The organism is Mesorhizobium sp. SEMIA396, from assembly GCF_024518615.1.
Taxonomy (GTDB): Bacteria; Pseudomonadota; Alphaproteobacteria; order Rhizobiales; family Rhizobiaceae; genus Mesorhizobium.
In genome coordinates, this window is the sequence record NZ_JANIFC010000013.1 from 111,853 (window position 1) to 123,398 (window position 11,546).

Annotated in this window: 12 protein-coding genes; 6 read left to right on the forward strand and 6 right to left on the reverse strand. The window is 59.3% G+C overall.

All coding sequences use genetic code 11. The annotated features are described in order from the left end of the window. The first annotated feature begins 45 nt into the window (after positions 1-45). Both NP503_RS27240 and NP503_RS27245 read left to right on the forward strand, forming a co-directional pair. Positions 46-510 carry a hypothetical protein gene (locus NP503_RS27240; protein WP_127268732.1) on the forward strand — a complete coding sequence of 155 codons (465 nt, stop codon included), beginning with the start codon at positions 46-48 and terminating at the stop codon, positions 508-510. A 50-nt stretch (positions 511-560) separates the two neighbouring features. Beyond that, a complete protein-coding gene (locus tag NP503_RS27245; RefSeq protein WP_127268733.1) occupies positions 561-977 on the forward strand; it encodes a hypothetical protein in 417 nt (138 codons plus the stop codon). A 444-nt stretch (positions 978-1,421) separates the two neighbouring features. Here the strand turns inward: NP503_RS27245 and NP503_RS27250 are convergent, their stop codons facing one another. From NP503_RS27250 to NP503_RS27260, 3 genes are all read right to left on the reverse strand, one after another. Continuing rightward, on the reverse strand, positions 1,422-2,291 hold the full coding sequence (locus NP503_RS27250) for a hypothetical protein (RefSeq protein ID WP_127268734.1): 870 nt from the start codon (positions 2,289-2,291) through the stop codon (positions 1,422-1,424). A 624-nt stretch (positions 2,292-2,915) separates the two neighbouring features. Further along, positions 2,916-3,176: a hypothetical protein gene (locus tag NP503_RS27255; protein ID WP_127268735.1), complete on the reverse strand. Its 261-nt coding sequence runs from the start codon at positions 3,174-3,176 to the stop codon at positions 2,916-2,918. Between the two features lie 221 nt (positions 3,177-3,397). Then, on the reverse strand, positions 3,398-4,051 hold the full coding sequence (locus tag NP503_RS27260; RefSeq protein ID WP_127272367.1) for an outer membrane protein: 654 nt from the start codon (positions 4,049-4,051) through the stop codon (positions 3,398-3,400). A 1,333-nt stretch (positions 4,052-5,384) separates the two neighbouring features. Here NP503_RS27260 and NP503_RS27265 point away from each other — a divergent pair. Further along, complete coding sequence (locus tag NP503_RS27265; RefSeq protein WP_127270307.1) at positions 5,385-6,089, forward strand: Crp/Fnr family transcriptional regulator; 705 nt, start codon at positions 5,385-5,387, stop codon at positions 6,087-6,089. A 1,308-nt stretch (positions 6,090-7,397) separates the two neighbouring features. Further along, entirely contained in the window at positions 7,398-7,697 is a 300-nt protein-coding gene (locus NP503_RS27270; RefSeq protein ID WP_127271999.1) for a DUF1236 domain-containing protein, read from the forward strand. A 205-nt stretch (positions 7,698-7,902) separates the two neighbouring features. On the opposite strand, the gene NP503_RS27275 is transcribed toward NP503_RS27270, so the two are convergent. The 3 genes from NP503_RS27275 to NP503_RS27285 form a co-directional block, all read right to left on the reverse strand. Beyond that, positions 7,903-8,085, reverse strand: a complete 183-nt coding sequence (locus tag NP503_RS27275) for a hypothetical protein (protein ID WP_236383443.1) — start codon at positions 8,083-8,085, stop codon at positions 7,903-7,905. A 61-nt stretch (positions 8,086-8,146) separates the two neighbouring features. After that, entirely contained in the window at positions 8,147-8,716 is a 570-nt protein-coding gene (locus tag NP503_RS27280) for a DUF2569 family protein (RefSeq protein ID WP_127272713.1), read from the reverse strand. Between the two features lie 126 nt (positions 8,717-8,842). Next, a complete protein-coding gene (locus tag NP503_RS27285; RefSeq protein ID WP_127270785.1) occupies positions 8,843-9,457 on the reverse strand; it encodes a TetR/AcrR family transcriptional regulator in 615 nt (204 codons plus the stop codon). Between the two features lie 92 nt (positions 9,458-9,549). On the opposite strand from NP503_RS27285, the gene NP503_RS27290 reads away from it, so the two are divergent. Further along, positions 9,550-10,629 (forward strand): spermidine/putrescine ABC transporter substrate-binding protein, encoded by a 1,080-nt coding sequence (locus NP503_RS27290; RefSeq protein WP_127270786.1) that lies wholly within the window; start codon positions 9,550-9,552, stop codon positions 10,627-10,629. Positions 10,630-10,642: 13 nt separating this feature from the next. Next, positions 10,643-11,545, forward strand: a complete 903-nt coding sequence (locus NP503_RS27295; protein ID WP_127270788.1) for an ABC transporter permease — start codon at positions 10,643-10,645, stop codon at positions 11,543-11,545. Position 11,546: the final 1 nt, after the last annotated feature.

The following is an 11,546-nucleotide window of genomic DNA, read 5'->3' on the forward strand; positions in this document are numbered from 1 at the left end:
ATGACGCGCCGGGGCGATCCATCACGACCAGAAGGAACGAACACTATGAACGATTTCAGCAAGGCCTCCGGGCTCCAGATCAACAGCAACCAGATCGACATTCGCGGGCAGGAAGCACGGGACCGACAGGGCCTTGAAGACCGCGTGGACCAGATGCGGCGCGACCATGAGCAGGCCGAGAAGGATCGTAAGGAAGCCGCCTTTCAAGAGCAGATCGCGGCGCAAACGGAAGCAGGCCTTCGGGCAAATCAACAGCTTCAGGCTAAGCGCCTTGGCATCAACACCGGGCAGGCGCTGAACGAGAGCCAGAAGGCTCAGGTAGCAGCGGCTAAGCCCATGAATGGCTCAGCGCCGCAGGTCCTTGTGGATCAGCTTGCGGTGACCGTTGGTGGCATCCAGTTGGGACCCCAGCAGGCCAAGGACATGGCGGCACGTGGGGAGATCAGCCAGGGCGACTACGTCGCGGCTGTGAACGCAGCTCTGGTCCCCTACGGCTATTCTTTCAGGTAACCACGGGGGCCGAGAGTGACGACGGGGCTTCGGCCCCTGAGTTGCCCACCGTGGGCGACCAGACCGACGACGATGAACTGACAGCCGACCAGAAGGAAGAGAAGCAGTATGCCGAGTTTGTGCGCATGGCCGACCAGAGCCTTGACCGCTTCAGGGACACTCACAGCGAACCCCAACAGCAGTTCATTGTTGACGCCTTCGTGGAGACTGGAGAAATCCCGACTGGGGAAGCCTTTGGGATCGAGGAGGTTGAAGCGGCTGTGGTCGTGGCTGCATTCGAGCAGCATCTGGAGCGCAACGTGCTTAGGCAGCATGGGCTGACCCTTGACACCTACTTTGAGCATGTCGACGACGCCGACTACCCGGCACTACGCAAGGCTGCAGCTAAGGGCGAATGGCACGTCTTCCATGGGCATGCCCAAGCCATAGCAGCCGCCCGGAAAGCCGGCACAGCCTTCACTGACTAACGCGTCCCCTGCCCCCGATGCATCGCCCCAAGAGGTGTGTCGGGGGTGGGTGCTTTGGGACCGGTATTCTACTGCCCAGCCTTGACCTGAACGAAGCGCATTGAGACTTTCCTGTCTCCGATGTATGCCCTAGACGGGTTGATGCTCACGGTGGGCCGCCGCCTTAGAGAAGGACAAAATGTTCCGGCCGCTGCGTACGCCGCCGTTCGTCTAGTTTGGTGGGCATAGTGGCTCTGATTTATGGGCTGATTAAGGGATGGCGCTCCGCCACGGTCGCCATTCTGGCGCGACTGATAAGGGCGAAGCGCGCTTGGGCGGAGATCGCGCGGCAAGCTCGTGAGCGAGCAGACCAGTAGAGGACACAGCGGGGGCCTTTTGTATACAGCATGAAGATTGTGGCGTCCTGCCCCACCGCCCCCAGCGCACGCTAGCCTTTCCTGGCCCTTAAGCGGGCTCCGAGCCTTCGGCGAACGGTTCTTCCGCGCGGTCAATGGGGTCCAGCACGTTCACCGGGACCCCTTTCGCTCTGGTGTACTCAATGAGCTTCTGCACGACGTGTTCTGCGACCAAGGTGACGCCCATACACATTTCGCTGAGATCATGTCTGGACAGGCGTATGGCGGTGCCGACCGGAAATGCACGCTCTTTCCAGTGCATCCCGAGCATAATCGGCCCACCTCGCGCCACGAACGACTGATCCGTCCCTATCGTGGCGTTGTCCATCAAGACGCTCTGACCGTCCTCGCCAACTACAGAAGCGCCAAACAAGCACCACCGAATGCGAAGTTCGCCGCTTGGAGCATCCTCCAAAGTCACATTGCCCATCCGATGTGAGAGGCAGTTTCGAGCGAGCCGAAAGGTCTCGAACATTTCCCCAAGATCAGGCCTGAGTTGCAGGTCCAGCGCTAGCCAACTGTACTGCGCGCCTACGTTGAGCTTCTCGAACTTCCGTTTCGCCTTCAGGTCTTCGCTTTCGGAATAGGTCATCGTTTGAAGGAGGAGGTGTATGAAAAATGCCTCCGTCAGGAACATAGAAAAACTGTCTGCCAAATCCCTTAGACAGTTGCCGATGGTCCAGCTTTCGAACTCCTCAAGGTAGTGTCGCTTCATTTCATCTGATGGGTCTGGTGGGACGAAATGGAACTGCACGTTGTCAGAGAGGATATGCGAGATAGGAGGATCTACCGCTATAGCGTTCGTACCGACCCCCATGAAAACAGACGCCCTCCGCACTCCGACTTCGGCCACCGCCTTCAGCTTGTTGAAGTCGATATTGAGTTGCATCTTGGGGGGCAGTGCTTCGGTATCGTCCATGCGACAGACTACCAGAAAGATGGCCAACGCGGAGTTTGTATCTGCCTTGACAGAAGGTACACCGCTCGGGCACAAAGAGGTACACCGAGCTTAACCGCTTCGGGGGAAGAGCCCCTTCTACCCCCTTGATTTTTAACGGTTAGTTCGGGTGGAACGCCTCAGTGGGATTTGGCATTTAGCGCCGTCCGGGGGCACCAGCAACATGCCGTTTGTCACGGTGGTGTAACCGCCGCAAAGCTGAAGACGTTCTATCCAGGTGGAAACGCCGAGCGGGATGCAACTTTGGTCGATGGTATTGTTGGAGCAGGCATCGACGTCGCTCTCACACACACGTGTTCTTGCGAGGCGAATACGACTTCTCCTTCTTCGGCAAGAAGTCGCTTGAATGTTGCGGCGGCGGATGCACGCTCGAACACCCGCTTCAGACGCACGATTTCCGCGTCGGATCGCGATGGAGTTCCAACTGTTCAGCTTCTGAGGTTGACGCTCTCCACAGGAATGGCAAGACCAAGGTCCAGCTTGTGAATGGCATTCCGCGGGCGCAATGTCGCCACGAACCCGACGGCCAGGGGCCTGGATCGCAAATAGTTCGCGGCTCAGGCCCCTCGTCCGTCCCGGACAATGCTATGGGGGCTCTTCTGCCGGGCGCTCCGGCCCTTGTTGTGCTGGCCCGGTCAAATTCCACCGGATGAACGTAGCATCCTTCCCGGTGACTTCCCGCACCGCCCTTAACAGCACCTCATGCAAGACGCGCGTCTGTCTGTAGTGGTCGCAATGCGGCGATATGAACGGCTTGATGATGCTCAGGTGCAGCGCTTCCGCCGCCACGAGAAAGCGCTCGATTTCAGCCAGCGATAATCGCTTTGAAGGTTTTGACCGAGCCATTGCGACACCTTTTAAGAGTCGCCCCACCCGAGGATAATATTCCTACTTTCCTCAAGGCATGTAAAGCGGTCACGCCCAAAGCCACCACTAAGACAGGAACCAGGCGGGAGACGCCGTCCCAGGGATGCGACGACGCATTGCCGAGATATTTCTCTGTTGTCGCGCAAAGAAAAAAGCCCGTCGCGGTTTGGCGGCAGGCTCTCTCTATGGGCTCCAGTGGACTAGAATTTGTAGGCGATGCCGAAGCGAACCTCATTGATCTTCAGATCGACATTACCAGTCGGCAATGATTCAGTGCCGAAATCAGTATAGCGATACTCGGCGCGCAGCAGAAGATTGTCGGTCATGGCGTAGTCCAAGCCCGCGCCTATCGTCCATCCAGTAAATGTGTCTCCGAAAGAACCTGAGACGGTATTACTGCTTGTGTCGATGTCGCCAAATGCAACGCCACCCGCGACATAGGGAAGCAAGCGATCAACGGCATATCCCAATCGAAGTCTTGCCGCCCCACTCCACTTAAGTTCCTCGGTCCCGATGCCGCCCGGAAATGGGAGACCGGGAGCGGCGAATATTTGGCCGCTGTCATCAACATTCGCATATACGACGTCCAGTTCCGCACCAATGACGATATTGTTCGGCATCTGGTAGTTGTAACCGGCGTAGACACCTCCAAGGAACCCGTCAGGATCTGTCTCAATGAAGCCCGGGCCGCTGGCCTGCCGTATATTCCCCTCACCCCGAGCGTAGCCTGCCTGAAGACCGATATACCCACCTGTCCAGCTAAAAACCGGGGCGACTTCTTCGACCATGGCATCGGCAGCGAACGCCGACGAAGCCAGCAGAGACAACGACAAACCAAGAAGCAGCTTCTTCATAGGTGATCCCCTGTAACCCACCCTCTCGTAGCAGAGCGCGCCGATATGTGCCGTTGTATTTCCGCCACATTAGACCCTGATTCAAAACTGCGGTCAGCGCGCTTGACGAGATTGTATTGGCGAGAATCTTGCGTGCCGACCTTGCCTATGAGCGAGCAGCAAATGCTGGTCTTGCTCGAACAGCTTGCTCACGCCCGAATGCTCGTTAGAGACGGCCACGATCCGCAGCCCTCTGCACGCCGCCCTTGCGTATCAAACCGTACGTTGAATCCTTCTTGGGTCACGCGCGAAAAGAGAGTAAATAAATCCCTTCGCAGGAAGGGAGGCCGCGATGGTTGAAACGCATATAGAAATCGCACGCGCGGCTATAGAAACCAGCTTTCGGTTGCGGCACCATTCCCTGGCCGGAACCGCCTTCATTTCGCCGCGGTATGGACCACTCCCGACGCGCAATCGAGGCCTCGCGCGAACTGCTCAAGGGCCTTCGCCAACGTCACCGCGATGACCTGGCCCGAGGTTGGGAAGATCCGGATCCAGATCCTGTTGCCGTCTCGGCCTTCGATGCCGACATTCTCCGCTCTGCATTTCGAAACCTGGTAAGGGAAACAAGCGTTCCCGCGTGTGAATGGCGCCACCTGGCTGAAAGCTTGGTCCGCGAATATGTCGGGTGCGAGCAGGTTGACGCAGGCTTGTTGGACTGGATTACCCACAAGTAGTCACCGCTTGGATAAATCGCGTACCGACGCAAAACAGCCCGTTCCGCCCACATTGCCGGTGACACGAAACGGGCTGCGGAAGCCGGCATGCGGTGCTTCCTGCAATCCAACTTTGGACGCGCACGGATGTTCCGTTAGCTTCTGCTGAAAAGCGGGTACATCCTGCTGCTGTGGCCATTCGACAGTCGCAGGTAGAGTAGACCCGCCGCTCCATTTGCGAAGCGACGGGCTCTCGCCCACCCCATACCCGTCAAAGCAATTTAGATGCCAAATTGTTTGACCCGTTATGGAGCACAGCCTTCGCCTTGCCAGTCGGTCCTGCCAGTCGCCTTCTCGTCGCTCTACCTCGACATCGATAACCATGCACATCATGCCGGCGTTGGCCGCGATCACGAAATTGTCGGATTCGTACGAAGCAGAGTTCTGTACGATTCCAACCCTTTAACTTTGTACACCCCTGTTTTGTAATTCGGCGGCTGGGGGGACGCCGTGCATCAGGTCGCATTTCACTGTCAATCGCGCGCCAGAGGGCGTATCTTCTCCAAATCGTCTGCACGTGTTTACGGGCGCAGACGGCAGGGAGATTGGAAAGCTCTTGCCCCAAGCGGGATTGAGCTATGACCAATCCAGAGAACGCTTCCTATAAAAACCAATTGTTGCGTCGGCTTAACCCTGGTGACCTGGGGCTATTGCAGCCACACCTTGAACTGTGTGACCTCGAGCTGAAAATGACCTTGGAGAAAGCCGATTCGGAGATCGAGACGGTTTACTTCCTGGAAGACGGCATTGCCTCTGTGGTCGCGGCGGCTTCAGGTAAGGAGGCCGAGGTAGGTCTTGTCGGCTTTGAGGGAATGACCGGTGCCGCGCTCGTGATGGGCGCTGACTATGCGGCGCATCAATGTTACATTCAGTCGCCCGGCAGCGCTTTCAGGATCGGAGCCGAGCCCTTCAAGGAGGCTCTTGCGAACAGCCCAACGTTGCGCCTGTTCCTGTTGCGCTATGTCCACTACTTCCACATCCAGACCAGCTATACGGCCCTGATCAACGCAAAATCAAACCTTGAAGAGCGGTTGGCGCGCTGGCTTCTAATGTGTGACGATCGGGTCCACGGCGAACGCCTTGCGATCACCCACGAGTTTCTCGCCGTCATGCTTGGAGCAAGACGCCCAGGGGTTACCGTTGGACTGCAAGTGCTGGAAGGGCGCGGTTTCATCTATTCTCGACGAGGCGAAGTGCATATCAGGGACCGCAGCGGCCTTGCGGCTTGCGCAAACGGCACCTACGGCAAACCGGAGGCCGAGTATGCGCGGCTGGTTGGATGAGAGCGCCTTCCCAGCATGCCGGACGTGGACCACTATAATAGGTGGTTCCAGACACTTGTGCCTCGCGCCAGCAAAACAGCCCGTCCCCATATTGCCGATACAGGAAACGGGGTGCGGAAGCCGCGATGCGATGCTCCCGCAATCCAACTTTGGACGCGCATGGATGTTGCGTTAGCTTCCGCTGACATGCTGCAGTCAGCTACCGCGACACCGAAAGTCGTTCATATCCCGTGGGTCAGTACAAGGTAAATAGCGGGCACTAACATCAACCAGCCGCCCATTCCTAGAACCACCAAAATGGCCATGCGCTCCGTTCGCCTGACAAGGTCGGCAATGTTTTCCTCGTCCGGCAACGAGACGGCGTCCGCAAACCCCGCGGCATGGTCGTTGTCATTTCCCGGTTGGTTTGCGCTGCCACTCGCATTCAATCTCTGGACCAATGTCATTGTTACCGTTCACCAAAAAGATCCCAACCGGCCCGTTCTCGGCGCGTGAGCCGGAACGGGCCAAGGCGGAAAACTAGTTAAAATCGAAGGACGACCGAAGGACCACGCCGGCGGTAGCACCGGACGCGACGGCGACCATGCCGCCAGTAACTGCGGCAAACCCGTCTCCAGCCTCGCCGGCGGCGGCGGTGAGGACGGTGGTGCCAGTCCCGATGGTAGACCTGCTGCACTTCTGCCTGTGAATCTTCGTCAAAGGCCTCTGTTTGTGGCGTCTCAAGTTCGTCGAGGATGCCGTGTCCGGCTCCTGGAACACCCGCCATTGCCTCGATTGGGCGGACAGCGCTTGCAAGGGCCGCTGCCCCGGCAACACCAAACATTGCGGTCAAGAAGGATCGCCGATCCATAATAAACCTCCCAAGGTGCATGAGCTAGAAAGCGCTCGCTGCCGAATGAGCAGCCCAGCGCACGGTGAAATACAGGACCCGCCAGCCGCCGAAAGCGGCTCACGGGTCCTATCAGCGCAGGAAGGGACGTAGCCGCGCCGATCCACGTCATGTCAGCCAAGGACTATCCCCATCACCAGGAAAGTGATGGCTGTTGCCAAAATCGGTGCGAGCAACCATCGCGCCTGACCGACACTTTTTTCCACTGTTTCTCTCCGCGTTTGCAGAGACAACAACCTTCAGGCCTAAGCCGTTCCGCCTACTCCCAGCGGGTAAGACCATTGCGTTTCCCAATCAGACTTTGGTCCTGCGGAGATTCCGACAGAAGCCCGTATGAGGAACGTTTGGCCTGGCGACGTGTTCGGGTAGTTCGCGCGCAGCCGATCGTGCTGCCGCCACATTAAAAGAGGAGGAAAACAATGGGGATGCACCTAACCAGCGCCGCTGCGGCGCTCTTGCTGCTGGCCAGCGTCGGCGCGGTTGCGGCACAGGATGTGGTTATCACACAGGAACAGGACACCGTCGTGCGCGAATACGTGAAGAAGCAACCCTTGGCTTCTGTGAAGCTTCCGGGGGTGGAGCTGAACGTCGGCACGGCTCTGCCAGACACGGTCGAGCTCCACGAGGTCCCCAACGTCAAATACCGCTATACTGTGGTCGACAACCGAACGGTTCTGGTGGACCCGAGCACACGCAAGATTGTGAAAGTCTACGACTGAAACTTCGAACCGGCCACGCCCGCCGGCAGGGATGGCGGCGGGGTGTGCTCGTCAAATCGCCACTGAATCGGACAAACGAAAATGATGAGCCCTGAAGTCGAGACGTCGCAAGCCCTCGTGGCGCGCCTGGCTGATCTCCAGGCGAAAGCGCGGGCAGCACCTATAAATGAAGCCGAAATGAAGACCTTCCAAAAGCTCGCAGCCGTCACGGACGACAGTTGCGGTCATTCGGCTCGGGATTTGGCCGTTCCAGCTTCGATGACGACATAGTGGTGCACGAGGTCAAACCCTGATCGCCGCCGCCAAAATCCGGTTCTGCCTGCGGATCGCCGCGCGCAGCTCCGGGTATCTTCGCCGCGTCGCGCTTCACGAACTCGATGAACATCATGTCATTGAAGGTCAGTTCGTCGAGCCCCGACGCTCCAAAATATCCCAAATTGGGCTGCCTTCTATGACGCGCTCGCAACCTGGGCGGATGCCCCAATCCTGGTGAACGTGTTCCGCACCCTGACAGACTTGTAGACGTAGGCGACCCAGAGCCCTGTCACCACAAACGAGACTATGGGGGCCACCAGCGCATCGCCTGCGAGCACCAGGCTCACCGGAACGCCCAGAACTGACGCAACCCAGATCGTGTCCAGGATAAACACGACGGGAATCGCCAGCCACTGGAGCAGAAACAATTGCGGAAAGCGGCGGCTACGCCGCAGCATCGAAACGAGCACAACCAGCTGAAGCGCCAGAAACGCCAGATTGAGGGCAACCTCGCCATACACCGCCAGCGGCCCATTCGAGAGGGTCATGAGTTGCTGGTAGCCGTCGGCCGAATTGGCGAAGTCGGCAAGCGTCCGCAATGGTGACACTGCCTGACCGATAGCCAGCAGCATCAGCCAGCCGCCGAAGCCCACAAGAGCCTCAGGATTCTGTGACGGCTTCGCGGCTGATCGAACGGCAAGGAAAACAGGCACGCCGATCAACAGCAGCAAGATCGCCCAATGCCAGACTGAAAACGTCCCCATTTACCCCTCCCTCTATTTATGCCCTTATAGGTTGTACCAGATTTCAAACTCAACTCAAGAGGCGACCCGCGTCTGAAACCAGGTCTTATGCGGAAGCGACGCTTTCTCCTGCCTGCTCCTGACGTCTCACACCCCAATCGCCGCCACCAATATCCTATTCTGCCTCCGTATCGCCGCGCGCAGTTCCGGTATCTTGGCCGCGTCACGCTTCACGAATTCGATGAACATCATGTTCATGTTGTTGAAGATCAGTTCGCCGAGCGCTGCACCGTCTATGTCCTGGCGCACCAGGCCAATCTCCTGCAGCCGGGCGATCAGGGCGCGGATCTGTTCGGTCAGGGCGCGGTCGAGCGCGGTGTAGGCCTGGCCGAACGGGCTGTCGGGCAGTTGCGTCGAGATTGCCATCGCCTGCCGCCACATCTCCTTGCTGAGATAGTGCAGCGAGTGCTCGATATAGATGCCGACCAGCGTGTCCAGCGCGTCGCCGACATTGGCCGGCGGCCTGGCGACGACGCCTTGCCCGGCATTCAGCACCTCGTTGACCTCCAGCGAGACGATGGCGCCGAGGATGTCGCCCTTGTTCTCGTAGTAGTTGTAGATCGTCCCGACAGAGACCTCGGCCTGCGCGGCGATCGCCTCGATCTTGGCGCCTTCGTAGCCGGCCTCGCGAAACAGTTCGGCCGCCGCCTCGATGATACGCCGGTGCCGGTCCGCCTTTTGCCTAGCCCGCAATCCGCTCATTCCCAGCCTCTTGCCACAAAAACAGAATTGACTCAATTTTAGAATTGGTTCAATTTTTTGCAAGAAGCCACAAAGGCAAGGGAGAACACTCGATGTCACACACAGCCAGCAATCCGCTTTCCATCCTGAAGACCCGTTTGCGCACAGCTGCCGCCGCCGCGGCGCTGCTGCTTTCGACGGGCGCGCAGGCCGCCGATCTCAACGCGCTGATCTGGTGCGATCATGCCGATCCGGCCTTGCTGCAGCCTTTCGAGGAGGCCAATGGCGTCAAGGTCAACGTCAAGGAATTCGAGGGCACCGGCGCCGGCCTCGCCATCGTCGAGCAGTCGCAGCCCGGCGACTGGGATGTGATGGTGATCGACAGCATCGACGTGCCGCGCGGCGTCGAGAAGGGACTGTTCGAGCCATTGCCGGAAGACAAGCTGCCGCTGGCCGATCTGTTTCCGCAGGTGAAGATGGACGGCTCCACCGTGGTCGGCGGCAAGCGCTACGGCATCACCGAAAAGTTCGGCTACAACACGATCGGCTACAACAAGACCAAGGTCGATCCAGCCGACATGCAGTCGATGGCAGCACTCACCGGCGACAAGTACAAGGGCAAGGTCGCCATCTACGACTACTACCTGCCGGTCATCGGCATGGCCGCACTGGCGATCGGCAAGAAGACGGCCGATCTCACCGAAGCCGACCTGCCCGCCCTCAAGGACGAGCTCTTGAAGATGAAGGCCAATGCCAAGCTGGTCGGCGAAGTGACCGCCAGCCAGACGGCGCTTGCGACCGGCGAGGTCGACATATTGGTCGGCGGCGGCGAATGGGTGACGGCGGGCCTGGCCAAGGAAAACCCGGCGCTGGACTTCTCGGTCCCCAAGGAGGGTGCGATTCTCTGGTCGCAGTCGCTGGCCATGTTCAAGGATTCCAAGAACAAGGACATGGCGCTGAAGTTTATCCAGTACATTATGAGCCCGGAAGGCCAGGCGCGCCTTGCCACCTCCTCCTGCTATTGGGGCATGCCGGCCAACACCAAGGCCGCACTCACCGACGACCAGAAGAAGGTTTTGCGCTTCGACGAGCAGCCGGGCTTCCTGGCGCGCGCCCAGGCCTATCCGGCGCCGAACGCCGATCTCGACAAGAAGATGCAGGATATGTGGACCGAAATGCTGCAGGCGAAATGAGCCGATAGCGCTCATGAGCAGCTCGGCAAACAACGGACGTGCCCTGCCCCGGGCGGGCTCTGCTCTGCCCCGGGCGGCCCTGCCCCGGGCGGGCTCTGCCCTGCCCTGGGCGCTGGTCACGCCGGCGCTCGGCTGGACGCTGCTGTTCTTCGTGCTGCCCTTCATCGCCATGGGGCTTTCCAGCCTGACGGCGCATGAGGGCGGCGGCTTCACGCTGTCCAATTACAGCCAGTTCTTCACCAACCCTTCCTACTGGCAGGCGATGGTGAACTCACTGCAGGTCACCGCGATCGTCACCGTGGTCTCGGTGCTGCTCGCCTATCCCTTTGCCTGGATCCTCGCCGAACAGGTGCCGGAACGCTGGCAGCGGCTGGCGCTGATGCTGGCGGTGCTGCCGTTCTGGACATCCTATGTCGTGCGCTCCTATTCCTGGCTGCTGGTGCTGGCGCAGAACGGCGTCGTCAACCGGGCGCTGACCGGCTCTGGCCTGATCAGCGAGCCGCTGCAACTCGCCAACACGCGTTTCGCCACCGTCACCGGCTTCGTGCATTTCTTCGTCATGCTGTTGACGCTGACCATCTTTGCCAACCTCAAGCAGTTGAGCCCGAGCTACCGCAAGGCGGCCGCCGATCTCGGCGCCGGGCCGGTGCGCACCTTCCTGCATATCGTGCTGCCGCTGACCTTGCCCGGCATCATGGTCGGCGCCTTCCTGACCTTCGTGCTGTGCATCGGCGATTACATCACGCCGCAGATCCTGGGCGGCAACAACGAGCTGCTGATGCCGCAACTGGTGATGATGCAGATCGGCCGGCGCGGCGATTTCCCGCTGGCCTCGGCGCTGTCGATTATCCTGATGGCGGTGGTCACATCAGCCTACCTCGCCTGCGCGCGCTGGCTGAAGATCGAGCGGGCCTGAG

Excerpts from the sequence above, each read along its gene's own strand:
- NP503_RS27240 (WP_127268732.1), top strand. The coding sequence starts at position 46 with ATGAACGATTTCAGCAAGGCCTCCGGGCTCCAGATCAACAGCAACCAG.
- NP503_RS27250 (WP_127268734.1), bottom strand. The coding sequence starts at position 2,291 with ATGGACGATACCGAAGCACTGCCCCCCAAGATGCAACTCAATATCGAC.
- NP503_RS27255 (WP_127268735.1), bottom strand. The coding sequence starts at position 3,176 with ATGGCTCGGTCAAAACCTTCAAAGCGATTATCGCTGGCTGAAATCGAG.
- NP503_RS27260 (WP_127272367.1), bottom strand. The coding sequence starts at position 4,051 with ATGAAGAAGCTGCTTCTTGGTTTGTCGTTGTCTCTGCTGGCTTCGTCG.
- NP503_RS27265 (WP_127270307.1), top strand. The coding sequence starts at position 5,385 with ATGACCAATCCAGAGAACGCTTCCTATAAAAACCAATTGTTGCGTCGG.
- NP503_RS27270 (WP_127271999.1), top strand. The coding sequence starts at position 7,398 with ATGGGGATGCACCTAACCAGCGCCGCTGCGGCGCTCTTGCTGCTGGCC.
- NP503_RS27275 (WP_236383443.1), bottom strand. The coding sequence starts at position 8,085 with ATGATGTTCATCGAGTTCGTGAAGCGCGACGCGGCGAAGATACCCGGA.
- NP503_RS27280 (WP_127272713.1), bottom strand. The coding sequence starts at position 8,716 with ATGGGGACGTTTTCAGTCTGGCATTGGGCGATCTTGCTGCTGTTGATC.
- NP503_RS27285 (WP_127270785.1), bottom strand. The coding sequence starts at position 9,457 with ATGAGCGGATTGCGGGCTAGGCAAAAGGCGGACCGGCACCGGCGTATC.
- NP503_RS27290 (WP_127270786.1), top strand. The coding sequence starts at position 9,550 with ATGTCACACACAGCCAGCAATCCGCTTTCCATCCTGAAGACCCGTTTG.
- NP503_RS27295 (WP_127270788.1), top strand. The coding sequence starts at position 10,643 with ATGAGCAGCTCGGCAAACAACGGACGTGCCCTGCCCCGGGCGGGCTCT.